Below are 14,324 nucleotides of genomic sequence, written 5' to 3' on the forward strand. Positions count from 1 at the left end.
TTAGTTTTCGTAAATTAAAAATTGAAATGAAATATATATTTAATTCCGGAAATTTCTCCGTTAAAAATAAATATGTAGTAATTTAATAAATGCCTACTACATAGCTATTATGACTATTAAAACATATAATAATGAAACTTTTCAATAGGAAAAGATAAAAAATAATGAAAACTTCATAGAAAACACAAATTTGAAAATGAAAAAAACTTTGTAAATTGACACGTTCAAAAGTTCAAATTATTTGGTGTAGATATTGTTATTTTTAGAAATTTAATTTATTATATTAATATATAATTGGGTGTATAATGCACTAATTTTAACCAATATAGAAAATTTTAAAGAATTTAACTTTTAAAAAGATGATTGAATAATAAATTCGCGGATATATTATAACAAAACATCATAAATTAGAAGATTAGATAATATTTGATATAGAGAATTTTTAAAATTCGAGGAGGAAATGAAATTGAATAAAAATAAAGTATATAATGATATTTTAAATATAGTTGGAGAAGGAAATATAATGAGGGACGAGCCTATGAAGAAGCATGCTTCTTTTAGAGTAGGTGGGCCTGCAGATGTTTTAGTAAGACCTAGAACTGAAGAACAGCTTAGAGATATTCTTTTATATATAAAGAAGGAAAATGTTCCATATCTTGTAATAGGTAATGGTTCAAATCTTTTAGTTAAAGACGGTGGAATTAGAGGGATAGTAGTTGAAATATCTGATAACTACAGCGATTTTAAAATAGATGAAAATAGAATAGAAATACAGGCAGGTGCACTATTATCGAGAATAGGAAATGCAGCACTTAGAGCATCACTTAAGGGATTTGAGTTTGCATCTGGTATACCAGGTACTTTTGGTGGAGCACTTGCTATGAACGCTGGAGCATACGGCGGAGAAATTAAAGATATAGTAAAAACTGTAAAAGTTATGGATGTAGATGGGAATATATTTGAACTATCTAATGAAGAAATGAATTTTGAATATAGAAAAAGTGCAATAGTAGAAAATAACTATGTAGCTCTTTCTGCAGTTGTAGAATTAGAAAAAGGTAGTTATGACGATATCAAGGCTACTATGGATGATTTAAAAGAAAGAAGAACATCAAAACAGCCACTTAATTTTGCAAGTGCAGGTAGTACATTCAAAAGACCAGAAGGGTATTTTGCAGGAAAATTAATACAGGACAGTGGTCTTAAAGGACTTTCTATAGGTGATGCACAGGTATCTGAAAAGCATTCCGGATTTGTAATTAACAGAGGAAATGCAACAGCTAAGGATTTACTAAATCTTATGTTTGCTATTAAAGCAACTGTTAATGCAAAATTTGGAGTTATGCTTGAAGAAGAGGTTAAGATAGTTGGAGAAGAGCCAGCTGCAGAAGAAGAATAGACCGGAGATGATTATATGAAAATTTTAGCTGATTACCATACCCATACTATATACAGCAACGGGAAAAATGGAAAAAGAAAGCACGCATTTGGAACTATAGAAGAAAATGTACAGGAAGCAATAAAAAAAGGTCTTAAAACTATTGGGATATCAGACCATAGTTACAGACATTTACTGTACGGTTTAAATAGAGATAGTATATTTGAAATGAGAGAAGAAATAGATAGATTAAATGAGAAATATAAAGAAATCGAAATTCTTCTCGGTGTAGAATGTAATATTCTAGATAACAAAGGCACAATAGACATGGATGACAAGATAAGAGAGCAGTTAGACTATGTGCTAGCAGGTTATCATTTTGCATCAGAGCCTACATCTTTTAGATGCCTTTTAAATCATGGAGATAATTATCTTTTAAAGACAAAACGGTCTAAAAGATACAACACAGATGCAATAGTAAATGCGATGAAAAACAACGATATATTTATGATTACACACCCTGGAGATAAGGGAGATGTGTACATAGAAGAAATTGCTGAAGAAGCAAAAAAGAGAAATATTATTCTAGAAATAAATAGCTCTCACGCACATCTAAATGCTGAGCAGCTAAAGCAGATAGCAAAATATGAAAACAGACTTATGATTGGCTCAGATGCACATAAGCCATTCATGGTTGGAAACTTTTCACTTGGATTAGAAACAGTGAAAAATTCTGGGATAGATATTAAAAGAATAGAAAATATAATGGAATAGAAGGGGGCAATTTGTATGAAATTTGTTATAGTAACAGGTCTATCAGGATCTGGAAAAAGTGAAACAATGAAAGTTTTGGAGGATATGGGATTCTACTGTGTAGATAATATGCCACCAGCATTAATAACAAAATTTGCAGAAATATGCTTCAAGGGAAACTCTAATATAGAGAAAGTTGCTCTAGGAGTAGATATAAGAGGTAGAAGATTCTTTGAAGCGCTTCACGAAAGTCTTGATTACCTTGAAAAAGCAAATTATAAATTTGAAGTACTTTACCTTGACTGTGAAGACGATGTGCTTCTAAAAAGATATAAGATGACTAGAAGAAATCATCCATTATCAAAAAATATGCAGATTCCAGAAGGGATAAAAATAGAAAGACAGATAATGGAGCCATTTAAGAAATACGCAACTTGTATATTAGATACTTCAAATATGAAGCCAAAGGATTTAAAAGAAGAGATTTCTAAGATATATAAAGACGGACAGGAAGAAGACACTCCTAATATGACTATATCTGTAGTATCTTTCGGATTTAAGTATGGAATACCTAAGGATGCGGATTTAGTATTCGATGTAAGATTCCTACCTAACCCTTACTACGATGAAAGTCTAAGACCTAAAACTGGAGATTTTAAAGAAGTTAGAGAGTATGTCATGAATTCTCAAATTAGTGAAGAGTTTGTTGAAAAGCTGTTTGACTTTGTTGGATTTTTAATTCCACAGTATTTAGAAGAGGGTAAACAGCACCTTGTTATAGGAGTAGGATGTACTGGTGGAAGACATAGATCTGTAACTATAGCAAATATGCTATACGATGAGCTTTATAAAAAAGGATATAGAGTAATTAAAAAACATAGAGATTCTATGCTCGGTTAATTATGGGGGCATACTATGGATTACTTAAATAATATAATAGGTATAATAGGGTGGATTGCTCTTGGTGCAGCAATCGTACTTTATATAAAAGCGAGAAAAGCAAAAATTGAAAATCAAATAAGGGAAAGAGAATTAGAAGAAAGAAATCCAAAGGTAGTGGTTATAGGTGGAGGAACAGGACAGTCTGTATTTTTAAGAGGTCTTAAGTATTACACTAACAATATAACTGCGGTAGTTACTGTAGCAGATGATGGAGGAGGATCTGGGGTTTTAAGAGAAGACCTTGGGATGCTTCCACCGGGAGATATAAGAAACTGCCTTTTAGCTCTTGCAAATATAGAGCCTACTATGAACGAGGTAATGCAGTATAGATTTGAAGAGGGCGGATTAAAAGGACAGAGCTTTGGTAACTTATTCTTGGCTGCGATGACTGGACTTTATGGAAATTTTGAAACAGCTGTATCTAAACTGGGAGAGATCTTTGCTATAACTGGGAAGGTATATCCAGTTACCTTAGAGGATGTAAACCTAGTGGCAGAGCTTGAAAATGGAAAGGTAGTAGAAGGAGAATCTGCTATTCCTAAGGTTTGTAAAAGTGATAAGACTAATATAAAAAGACTCAGACTTGACCATCCAAATATAAAACCTCTAAAAGAGGTAATATATGCTATAAACAATGCCGATATAATAGTTATGGGTCCTGGAAGTCTTTACACTAGTGTAATACCAAACCTTTTAGTAGATGGAGTAGTTGATGCTATAAAAAATTCTGATGCACCTAAAGTATACGTAGGAAATGTTATGACGCAGCCTGGCGAAACAGAAAATTATAATTTGTTCGACCATGCAAATGCTATAATAGAACATGCAGGAGAGAATATTTTAGATTATGTAATCGCAAATAAGGAAATACTGCAAGAGGACGTTTTTATGCGTTATAATAAAGATGGGGCAGAACAAGTCCTTTTAGATAACCATCAGAAAAAAAGCTTTGATAAGCTAGGAATAAAAGTAATTGAAGCAGATCTTATTGAAATAAAAAATAATTACATAAGACACGATGCAAAAGGTGTTTCTAAGGTAATTATGCAGATAGTTTCTGAAGAGAGAAATATGTAACAGTTTAAGGAGTGAATAGAATGAGAGAAGAGGTAAGTGCCGGCGGTGTTGTACTGTTTGGAAATGCTGTTCTTCTACTTAGAAAATTTAATGGAGATTGGGTACTCCCAAAAGGGAAAGTTGAAAAAGGGGAGAGCCATGAACAGGCGGCATTAAGAGAAGTAGGAGAAGAAACGGGAGTAAAGGCGGATATAGATAAATATCTTGGAGAAATACACTATACTTTCAAAGAAAATTGGGACGAAAATAAAACAGTTCATAAGACTGTATTTTGGTATTTAATGACTGCTAGAAGTATGGATACAATTCCTCAGAAGGAAGAAGGATTTGTAGATGCTAAATTTGTGCATATAGACAGAGTTGTTGAAATGGCTAAATACGACGATGAAAAAGAAATTATAAAAGTAGCTCTAGTGGAAATTAAGAAAAAATTAAATAAATAGTAAATGAAAAAATAAAGGCAGTAGGTGGTAGATAGAAATGTCATTTTCAGCGGAAACTAAAAACGAACTAACGAGAATAGATTCTGATAATCAGGCTGTAAATTTAGCTGAGCTTGCGGGCATAGTTAGACTTTCTGGAAGTATACAGATAGCTGGGTTTAAAAAGATGAATCTAAAGATAATAACAGAGCTCAACTCGATAGCAAGAAAAGTGTTCAAGCTTTTAAAACATGATTTTAATATCAACACTACTATCGCTGTAAATAAAAACCAGATGCTTAAAAGAAACAACAGCTATGTTTTAACTGTTAAAAGCGATATGGGAGCAGAAAAACTTTTAAAAGAGCTAGGTGTTTTAGAAAAAGGAGACGGTTTTTTCCCTAAAAATGATATTGCAGAAGAGTTAATCGCAACGGAAGAACAAAAGAGAGCATTTATAAGAGGTGCTTTTCTAGGTGGTGGCTCGATTAGCGATCCTGAAAAAAATTATCATCTTGAATTTGTAACTAACAATATGGAGTTTGCAGAGTCTCTTAGAGATTTGATAAACAGCTTCGATTTTAATAGCAAAATTGTGGCTAGAAAGAATAATTATGTTGTTTATATAAAAGAAAGTGAGCAGATATCTGATTTACTTAGCCTTATAGGTGCTCACAGTGCTCTTTTAAAACTTCAGAACGTAAAAATAGTAAAAGAGATGAGAAATAACGTAAACAGAATAGTGAATTGTGAAACAGCCAATCTAACAAAGGCTGTTAATGCAGCGGTGAAACAGGTTGAAAATATTAGAATAATAGAAGAAACAATAGGTATAAAAAAATTGCCTGAAAATCTACAGCAGATAGCACTTCTAAGAGTAGAAAATGAGGAGCTTACGTTAAAAGAACTTGGAGAAATGCTAAATCCTCCTGTTGGAAAATCTGGAGTAAACTACAGATTAAAGAGAATACAGGAAATAGCAGATAATCTAAGAGAAAAATACAATATAGAATAAAAATAGGAGACTTTTCTATAAATTGAGAAGTCTCTTTTTTAAATAAAATTTGCAACAAAATAGAAAAAATAAATTATAATAGAAATATAATTAAAAAATAGGAGGTGGACGAATGGAAAAAAACTTTACACATCTTCATGTGCATACAGAGTATAGTTTGTTAGACGGATTCTCTAGGGTAAAGACTCTTGTAAAAAGAGCTAAAGAAAAAGGGATGACTGCCGTTGCAATAACTGACCATGGATGTATGTTTGGGGCGATAGATTTTTACAAGGCTGCAAAGGCTGAAGGAATAAAGCCTATAATTGGATGTGAAGTATACACAGCACCGAGAAAGCTTACAGATAAAGATCCAAACTACGACAAGCATCAAGGTCATCTAGTACTTTTGGCTAAAGACATGACAGGATATAAAAACCTTATAAAAATAGTATCTAAGTCGTATGTAGATGGTTTCTACTATAAACCTAGAACAGATATGGACGAGCTTAAAAAGCACAGTCAAGGCTTGATAGCACTTTCTGCGTGTCTTGCTGGTGATGTCCCAAGAGCCATAATGAACGGAAATTACGACAAAGCTAGAAAACTAGCTATGGAGTATAGGGACATATTTGGCAATGGTAACTACTACCTAGAAATACAGGACCATGGGCTTCCAGAGCAGAAACAGGTAAACACAGAAGTAGTTAGACTATCAAGAGAATTAAATATTCCACTGGTTGCGACAAATGATGTGCATTATGTGGATAAAGACGACGCAAAAATTCAGGATATACTTATGTGTCTTCAGATGCAGAAGACTATAGACGACGAAAATAGAATGAAATTCCCTAGCGACGAATTCTACTTAAAGAGTAGAGAAGAAATGGAACAACTATTCCCAGAGCTAGAGGAAGCTTTAGATAATACAAATGAAATTGCGGAGAGATGTAATGTAGAATTTGAATTCCACAAATATCATCTTCCAAGATACGATGTTCCAGAAGGATACACTACTAATGGATACTTTAGAGAACTTTGTCAAAAAGGACTTGTTGAAAGATATGGAGAAGATTGTCCTGAGGAATACAAAGAAAGACTTGAGTACGAGTTAAATACAATAGAAAATATGGGGTATGTAGAGTACTTTCTTATAGTTTGGGACTTTATAAACTTTGCAAAACAGAACAATATAATGGTTGGACCTGGTAGAGGTAGTGCTGCAGGTTCTATAGTTGCATATACTTTAAAAATAACAGATATAGACCCAATGAAGTACAGCCTACTGTTTGAAAGGTTCCTAAATCCAGAGAGGGTATCAATGCCCGATATAGATATCGACTTCTGCTACGAAAGACGTGAAGAAGTTATAGACTATGTAAAAAGAAAATACGGAGAAGACCATGTCGCGCAGATAATAACATTTGGTACAATGGGTGCAAAAATAGCGATAAGAGACGTCGCTAGGGTTTTAAATGTATCTTATAATAAAGCTGACCAAATTGCCAAAGAAATTCCATTTGAACTTGGAATGACTATAGACAAAGCAATGGATAGCAATCCTACACTTGTAGATTTATATGAGTCTGACGCAGAGGCGAGAGAGGTAATAGATATCTCTAAAAGATTAGAAGGTACTCTAAGACATGCATCTACACATGCAGCAGGTGTAGTTATAGCTAGAAATCCTGTAGACGAATATGTGCCACTTTACAAACATCAGGACTCTATAACTACTCAGTTTACAATGACTACACTTGAAGAACTAGGACTTCTAAAAATGGACTTCTTAGGACTTAGAACGCTGACAGTTATTAGAGATGCACTAGATTTAATTGAATTAAACAGGGATATAAAAGGATACATAGAGCATATAGACTTTTCAAAAATGGAATACGATGACGATGAAGTATTTGAAACATTATCTCAAGGAAATACACTTGGTGTATTCCAGCTAGAAAGTTCTGGTATGAGAAACTTCATGAAACAGCTAAAACCAAATAGCTTTGAAGATATTGTAGCCGGTATATCTCTATTCAGACCGGGTCCAATGGACTCAATTCCGACATATATAGAAAACAAAAACAACCCAGAAAAAGTAACATACATAAATGATAAACTAAGACCTATACTAGAGGTAACATATGGGTGTCTAGTATATCAGGAACAGGTTATGCAGGTTGTTAGGGATCTTGCTGGATATAGCTATGGTCGAAGCGACTTAGTTAGAAGAGCAATGAGTAAAAAGAAAATGGACGTCATGGAAGAGGAAAGACAGTACTTCATACATGGAAAATTTGACGATGAAGGAAATATAGAAATTCCTGGATGTATAAGAAATGGAATTTCTGAAGAAGATGCAAATAAAATTTTCGATGATATGATAGACTTTGCAAGATATGCGTTCAATAAATCCCATGCAGCTGCGTACGGGGTTTTAGCATATGAAACAGCATACTTAAAAGTACACTATCCAGTTGAGTTCATGGCAGCTCTTATGACTAGTATAATGGGCAACTCAGATAAAGTCGTCGAATATATAAGAGAATGTAATGTTATAGGAATTCCTGTAAATCCACCGGATATAAACAAGAGTTTTGCAAAATTCTCTGTTGAAGGCGATAGTATAAGATTCGGACTTGCTGCGGTTAAAAACGTAGGGGTAAATGTAATAGAAAATATCGTAAAAGAAAGAGAAGAAAACGGAGAATTCAAAGACTTTGTAGACTTTGCAAAAAGACTAGACTCAAAAGATACAAATAAAAGAATGATAGAAAGTCTTATCAAGTGCGGTGCATTTGATCAAATAAGTGAAAATAGAGCTACACTTATGGCTGGATATGAATCAGTACTAGAAAGTATCTCTATGGATAGAAAGAAAAATGTCCAAGGACAGATTTCTCTATTTGACGCATTCTCTGCACAAGTTGAAGAAGCTCCAGATATGCAGCTTTCTACAAAATTACCTGTTTTAAGGGAATTTAGCGAAAAAGAAAAACTGAATATGGAAAAAGAAGTACTTGGAATGTATCTTAGTGGGCACCCACTATCAGAGTACAAATCTGAACTAGATAGAAAAACTAGTATAAATATGAAAAAAATAAACGAATTAAAAGAGGACGAGAAAACATACATGAAGCTTCACGATAGAGAAGTAATCATGGGTGGAATGGTAATCGCCAAGAGAATAATGACGACTAAGAGAAATGAAATAATGGCGTTTATTACACTAGAAGATCTATATGGAGCTATAGAGGTTGTAGTATTCCCTCAGACTCTTAAAAAATTCAACATACTTCTAAACGACGACAGCATAATCTTAATCAAAGGAGCAATAAGCATCGACGGCGATGAAGCAAAATTAATTGCTAGAGATATAAAAGATATCAATGAAGAGTACCGGTTTAATAGTGAAAAAATATCTTTTGATTTAAAGGGTAATTCAAACAAACCTAAAAGTAAGCAGATGAACGTCAGAATAGATACTGTAGGTGATGAAGAATTACTTATGAAAGTATTTAAAATAACTAGAAAATATCCTGGAAAAGATAGACTAATACTTCTACCTAAAGATCAAAACATAGATATGGATAAACCAATAACTTACAAGGTTCCAGGAATGTATATAAATGCAGACGAGGAACTAAAGAAAGAGTTAGGAAGTTTAGTTGGTAAATTAAATATAGAGATTGAAGAGATATAGCTTTAATTATTAAAAAAATATAAAAAACATTAAATTTGAAAAAAATAAATATTATTATAGAAAAAACCACCTTTATATAAAGGTGGTTTTTTCTACAGATTGATTATTTTAAATTAGAGGATAATTTAAAATATCTTTAAAGTGGTTAGTTAGTAAATTAAAATTTTAGAATCTTAATTTATGTTATATTAGGTATTGAGTTCATATATATTATATTAAAAAAAAAACAATCTGTAAACACCATAAAATATATACTGGGTACAAAAAAAGAAGTGATAATAGAAAAAAACTATGTATAATCAAAATAAAAGCGCTTTATTGTAATAAATAATAAATATACTCAAAAATAACAATCGTTTTCCTTTAAAAAATAATGTTTTTTTATTAACGATATTTTTATATTATCAGAATAATAAATTTAATTTCCATACAAAGTATAATATCCGTTATAAGAAAATAAAAAATATAAAAATATATTATAAAATAAAAAACAAACAGAAATAATACTAAATATTAAAGTTAAAGTAAAATAAATGATACTTTATAATATAAGGTTGTAAAAAATGAATAAATTAAAAAAAGTGTTAGTTTTTTTGGATAAAAAAGAACATAGCCATAGCATAATTGTATAGATAAAAAATGCTATGGCTATGTTTTATTGACATAAAAATATTTTTTAAAATTATATATTTACAATTGCCATGCTGACTATTGTAAGAGCAGCGGCAAGTTTTTCTTTTTTGCTAAGTCTTTCCTTGAATATTAGATAACTCATGAACATTATAAACACTATACCACCAGCGCTGAATATTGGATAAACAACAGCAGCTTCAAGTGTTTTTAGAGCATCTATAAGGAAGAATGAAGAGAACATATTTGGAATACCAACCCCGATACCAACTAAGCAGCTAGTAAGGTTGAATCCTTCTTTTCTATTCTTAAATAGCATACCTAAACTGAATATTGTAGCAGATATGAATACTATTAGTAGGAAGAAGTTTTTGTACTCTACTAATGCGTATTTCTGGAATACTTTATTCATAAAGTCTGCACATCCATAAAATACGAATAAAATTATCAGAATCGGTTTGAAATCTGATTCTTTTAAGTTTGTAGGATTTACATTTATTATCAGTATAGATGCAAAAGATAACACTATTCCCACCCATTTTATTGGAGATGGTATTTCATTCCATAAGAATATTGAAAATATCATAGGTACTAGAATACCCATTTTCCCAAACATACCTGATATTGAAGGTCCGCATTCGTTTATACTCTTCTGATAAACGACGAAACCTATAAAGAATAAAAATCCTGTTATAATTCCAAGTAGTATTGAAGCTACGAAGCTTCCTTCTGGTGTAAGAGTCCCTGCAAAGTTCGCCATTGTTTTGGACATTATTCCGTCAAATGATGCTGGAACATTTAGACCAGACTTTGCAAGTGCTATTGCAGATATTACAGTAGCTGTTAAGTAGTTGAAAGTGGTTACAAGTGCTCTGTTGCATTCTTTTGATTCGCTGTATTTGAATATTAGAGCTATAGAACCACTGCATACTATTGCTAGTAATAGATAAAACATAAAAGTTTACCTCCTAAATTTTAGTTCAATTATAGATTATACAATAATTTTTTTATGATTTCTAGAAATTTGGATGTTAAAAAAGAAGGGAGAATTTTATAATAATTGCGATAAATTTCCAGCAACAAAAGGATATATTCTATTCATTCAAAAAATACATATTGCAAACTTCTTTGATCTAACAAAAGAAGAAAGAGAAGTGATATTCGACTTGGGAGATGAAGGGAAAAATTATTAGACGAAAAATACTCTCAAGATACGTACAAGGTAGATGTAAACGTGGGAGAATACTCAGGATAGAGTGTAATACATGTGTATGTCCATATAATGTCTAGATACATTGGTGATACAAAATACCCTAAGAGTTGGGTGATAGGGGTAATTCCTAAAAAATTAAATAAAGAATAATAATAAAAGAAAGTCAATGCAAACTTCATTTTTGATATAACAAAACTTATCTATAAATATAAATTGATTATCAACAGATAATTGGACAAAAAAAGTACAGTTTATTTAATAAATTTTAAATGTTAAAAAAATAAAAAAAGAAATAGGAAAACGATTACTAAACATAAAAGATATGGGATGTCAAGAAAAAATCAATTCAAAAATAATAGAAAAAATATATAGAAAGAAATGAATATATAGCTATAAACTATTTTACAACATATAAAAAACTTTTATATAATAAACTTGAATAAAATGTGAAATAAATACGTATTTATATTCATACAAATGAATAAGGAGAAAAACGATGAAAGCAAAAAAATTATTAAGCGTTGCTCTAGCGACTGTTTTATCTGCATCTCTTCTTGTTGGATGTGGAAATAAAGGTGGCGGAAGTTCTTCTGGAGAAGCTAAAGATACTATAGTTTATTCTATGAATACTGCCCCAGAAGGTATATTCAACCCATTAATATCTAATATAAACATAGATAAATATGTTACATCTGTTGTTTATGCATCATTAATGACAGTTAATGATAAAGGGGAACAGGAACCATATCTAGCTACTGAATCTAAAGTATCTGATGATATGAAGAAAATAACTTATACTTTAAATGACAAAGCAGTATGGCATGACGGAGAAAAAGTTACTGCTAATGATGTCGCTTATACTTTCAAATGTATGGCAGATCCAAACTATACTGGTGGGTACTACGGAGATATTCAGGCAGTAAAAGGTGCTGAAGCATATCACAATGGTGAAGCAGAAGATATAGAAGGTATAAAAGTTATAGATGATAAAACTATAGAAATAGAATTCGAAAAAGTATATGCTCCTGGTGTTACAAACTTAGGAAACGTAGAAATAATACCAGAACATATATGGTCAAAAGTAGATCCAGGAGAATGGACAAAACAGACAGAATTATTAAACAATCCAGTAGGTTGTGGACCATATAAATTAACTGAGTACAAAACAGGTTCTCATGTTAAATTTGAAGCAGCTACTGATTTCTTTGGTGGAGAAGTTAAAACTCCTAATTTAGTATTCAAAGCTATAAATGCTGATACTACTCAGGCTGAATTTAAAGGTGGAAATGTCGATATAGCTAACGTTGAATCATTAAGACAGGCTGATATAGATGCATTAACATCTGAAGGATTAAAAACAGTTTCTTACGATAACTATATGTTCACATACATGGGATTCAACTTAAGAAAAGACTCTCTTAAAGATGTAAAAGTTCGTCAGGCTATAATGTACGCTATAGACCGTCAGAGTATACTTGATAATATAGTTGAAGGAAGAGGAACAGTAGTAAATGCTCCACTTCTACCATCAAGCTGGGCATATCCCGAAGAATCAGAATTAGAACAGTACAAATACAATGCAGAAAAAGCTAAATCACTTCTTAAAGAAGCTGGTTGGGAAGACAAAGATGGCGATGGTGTAGTTGAAAATGCTAATGGTGAAAAATTAGAACTTACTATAGATTGTCAGAACGACCATGAAGTTAGACAGAAAACTGCAACAGCTATACAGGAATCTTTAAAAGCTATAGGAATATCTGTAGAAATAGATACTATGGAATATTCAGCTTTAATGGATAAAGCAGTTGCTAACCATGATTTCGATTTATATATGATGGGTAATACTCTATCATTAGACCCAGATCCAAAACCAATGTGGGATTCTTCTGCTATATCTAATGAACCTGGTGTTATAGGATACAACATAGTTGCATATAACAATCCAGAAACAGATAAATTAATAGAAGAGGGAAATGCTACATTAGATCAGAATGAAAGAAAATCTATTTACGGCGAATTCGCTAAAATATTAAATAGAGATGTACCAGAAGCTTACTTATTCTGTCAGAATGTAGAAAGAGTTTATAATCCTAATTTAGAAGGATACAAACCTTCAACATTCAACGAATTCTATAATGTACACAACTGGGTAATAAAATAATAGATAATTATTGAAAAAATTGGGCTGTTCTTTTGAACAGCCCTTTTTATAGAGAAAAAGAAAAATAAAAATAGGAGGGAAAAAATGAAAAAATTCTTATTAAAAAGAATCGGTGTTGCATTAATAGCTCTGTTTGGAGTATCGGTTACCGTATTTACACTTATACATCTGCAGCCAGGTAACCCATATATGCATATGATAAATCCAAATTTAGCACCTGAAGTAGTTGAAAAGATGCTTAGAGAAATAGGATACTATGATCCAATACCAGTTCAATATTTTAAATGGGTAGGAAGAGCTCTTACTGGAGATTTTGGATACTCAACTCAGTATAATGCACCTGCATTCGGAATAATTATAGAAGCATTAGGAAACACAATATTAATATCAATAGCTTCATTTGTAATAAGTTCTATATTAGCAATAGTAATAGGTGTTGTAACAGCATCTAAATCAAACACTTGGGTTGATTATTTAGTTACTATACTATCTTTCGTAGGAATATCTATACCTACATTCTTCTTTGGTTTGATACTTGTAAAGATATTCGGATATGATTTAGCTATACTTCCATCATCTGGTATGGAATCACTATATGGTGGGTATACAGGAATATATCATGTTTTAGATGTTATAAAACATATGATACTTCCAGTGTCGGTTTTATCTTTAACTCAGACTGCTACACTTATTAGATATACAAGATCGTCTATGGTAGATGCTTTAAGTCAGGATTATATGAGAACAGCCCAAGCAAAAGGTCTTACAAAAAATAAGGCAGTTTGGACTCATGGACTTAGAAACTCAATGATATCAATAGTTACAGTTTTATGTATGCAGCTTCCGTCTTTAGTATCAGGCGCGCTGATAACAGAAACAGTATTTGTATGGCCTGGTATAGGAACGTTAAACTACAATGCAATAATGAATAGAGATTATATGCTTGTAATGGGAATAACTATGCTTATAGCAGTGGTAATAGTATTTGCAAATATATTGGCTGATATACTTTATGTATTTGTAGATCCAAGAATAAGATTATCTAAATAGG

Annotated in this window: 11 protein-coding genes; 10 read left to right on the forward strand and 1 reads right to left on the reverse strand. The window is 31.8% G+C overall.

Annotated features, from left to right (window positions below; all coding sequences use genetic code 11):
- The first annotated feature begins 466 nt into the window (after positions 1 to 466).
- The 7 genes from murB (at position 467) to ACK2WN_RS05655 (ending at position 9,269) form a co-directional block, all read left to right on the forward strand.
- Entirely contained in the window at positions 467 to 1,399 is a 933-nt protein-coding gene (gene murB, locus ACK2WN_RS05625) for a UDP-N-acetylmuramate dehydrogenase (protein ID WP_416155042.1), read from the forward strand.
- Positions 1,400 to 1,414: 15 nt separating this feature from the next.
- The gene (locus ACK2WN_RS05630; protein ID WP_300528482.1) at positions 1,415 to 2,152 is read left to right on the forward strand and encodes a PHP domain-containing protein; all 738 of its coding nucleotides are present in this window, start codon (positions 1,415 to 1,417) and stop codon (positions 2,150 to 2,152) included.
- A gap of 15 nt (positions 2,153 to 2,167) precedes the next feature.
- The gene (rapZ, locus tag ACK2WN_RS05635; RefSeq protein WP_416155043.1) at positions 2,168 to 3,031 is read left to right on the forward strand and encodes an RNase adapter RapZ; all 864 of its coding nucleotides are present in this window, start codon (positions 2,168 to 2,170) and stop codon (positions 3,029 to 3,031) included.
- 15 nt (positions 3,032 to 3,046) lie between these two features.
- The gene (locus tag ACK2WN_RS05640; protein ID WP_300528476.1) at positions 3,047 to 4,150 is read left to right on the forward strand and encodes a gluconeogenesis factor YvcK family protein; all 1,104 of its coding nucleotides are present in this window, start codon (positions 3,047 to 3,049) and stop codon (positions 4,148 to 4,150) included.
- A 20-nt stretch (positions 4,151 to 4,170) separates the two neighbouring features.
- Complete coding sequence (locus tag ACK2WN_RS05645) at positions 4,171 to 4,593, forward strand: NUDIX hydrolase (RefSeq protein WP_416155044.1); 423 nt, start codon at positions 4,171 to 4,173, stop codon at positions 4,591 to 4,593.
- Between the two features lie 37 nt (positions 4,594 to 4,630).
- Complete coding sequence (gene whiA, locus ACK2WN_RS05650; RefSeq protein WP_118549790.1) at positions 4,631 to 5,587, forward strand: DNA-binding protein WhiA; 957 nt, start codon at positions 4,631 to 4,633, stop codon at positions 5,585 to 5,587.
- Between the two features lie 112 nt (positions 5,588 to 5,699).
- Complete coding sequence (locus ACK2WN_RS05655; RefSeq protein WP_416155045.1) at positions 5,700 to 9,269, forward strand: DNA polymerase III subunit alpha; 3,570 nt, start codon at positions 5,700 to 5,702, stop codon at positions 9,267 to 9,269.
- A gap of 682 nt (positions 9,270 to 9,951) precedes the next feature.
- On the opposite strand, the gene ACK2WN_RS05660 is transcribed toward ACK2WN_RS05655, so the two are convergent.
- Positions 9,952 to 10,854, reverse strand: a complete 903-nt coding sequence (locus ACK2WN_RS05660) for a DMT family transporter (RefSeq protein WP_329998722.1) — start codon at positions 10,852 to 10,854, stop codon at positions 9,952 to 9,954.
- A gap of 73 nt (positions 10,855 to 10,927) precedes the next feature.
- Between ACK2WN_RS05660 and ACK2WN_RS05665 the strand changes: the two genes are divergently transcribed.
- From ACK2WN_RS05665 to ACK2WN_RS05675, 3 genes are all read left to right on the forward strand, one after another.
- Complete coding sequence (locus tag ACK2WN_RS05665) at positions 10,928 to 11,092, forward strand: HIT domain-containing protein (protein WP_329998720.1); 165 nt, start codon at positions 10,928 to 10,930, stop codon at positions 11,090 to 11,092.
- A gap of 516 nt (positions 11,093 to 11,608) precedes the next feature.
- Positions 11,609 to 13,273, forward strand: a complete 1,665-nt coding sequence (locus ACK2WN_RS05670; RefSeq protein WP_329998719.1) for an ABC transporter substrate-binding protein — start codon at positions 11,609 to 11,611, stop codon at positions 13,271 to 13,273.
- A gap of 84 nt (positions 13,274 to 13,357) precedes the next feature.
- Positions 13,358 to 14,323 (forward strand): ABC transporter permease, encoded by a 966-nt coding sequence (locus ACK2WN_RS05675; RefSeq protein ID WP_416155046.1) that lies wholly within the window; start codon positions 13,358 to 13,360, stop codon positions 14,321 to 14,323.
- Position 14,324 lies beyond the last annotated feature (1 nt).

The sequence above is a fragment of the Peptacetobacter sp. AB800 genome, assembly GCF_047807365.1.
GTDB lineage: Bacteria > Bacillota > Clostridia > Peptostreptococcales > Peptostreptococcaceae > Peptacetobacter.

What these genes read in the sequence shown, in the direction of transcription:
- ACK2WN_RS05630 (WP_300528482.1), top strand. Translation starts at nt 1,415, where the DNA reads ATGAAAATTTTAGCTGATTACCATACCCATACTATATACAGCAACGGG.
- rapZ (WP_416155043.1), top strand. Translation starts at nt 2,168, where the DNA reads ATGAAATTTGTTATAGTAACAGGTCTATCAGGATCTGGAAAAAGTGAA.
- ACK2WN_RS05640 (WP_300528476.1), top strand. Translation starts at nt 3,047, where the DNA reads ATGGATTACTTAAATAATATAATAGGTATAATAGGGTGGATTGCTCTT.
- ACK2WN_RS05645 (WP_416155044.1), top strand. Translation starts at nt 4,171, where the DNA reads ATGAGAGAAGAGGTAAGTGCCGGCGGTGTTGTACTGTTTGGAAATGCT.
- whiA (WP_118549790.1), top strand. Translation starts at nt 4,631, where the DNA reads ATGTCATTTTCAGCGGAAACTAAAAACGAACTAACGAGAATAGATTCT.
- ACK2WN_RS05655 (WP_416155045.1), top strand. Translation starts at nt 5,700, where the DNA reads ATGGAAAAAAACTTTACACATCTTCATGTGCATACAGAGTATAGTTTG.
- ACK2WN_RS05660 (WP_329998722.1), bottom strand. Translation starts at nt 10,854, where the DNA reads ATGTTTTATCTATTACTAGCAATAGTATGCAGTGGTTCTATAGCTCTA.
- ACK2WN_RS05665 (WP_329998720.1), top strand. Translation starts at nt 10,928, where the DNA reads ATGTTAAAAAAGAAGGGAGAATTTTATAATAATTGCGATAAATTTCCA.
- ACK2WN_RS05670 (WP_329998719.1), top strand. Translation starts at nt 11,609, where the DNA reads ATGAAAGCAAAAAAATTATTAAGCGTTGCTCTAGCGACTGTTTTATCT.
- ACK2WN_RS05675 (WP_416155046.1), top strand. Translation starts at nt 13,358, where the DNA reads ATGAAAAAATTCTTATTAAAAAGAATCGGTGTTGCATTAATAGCTCTG.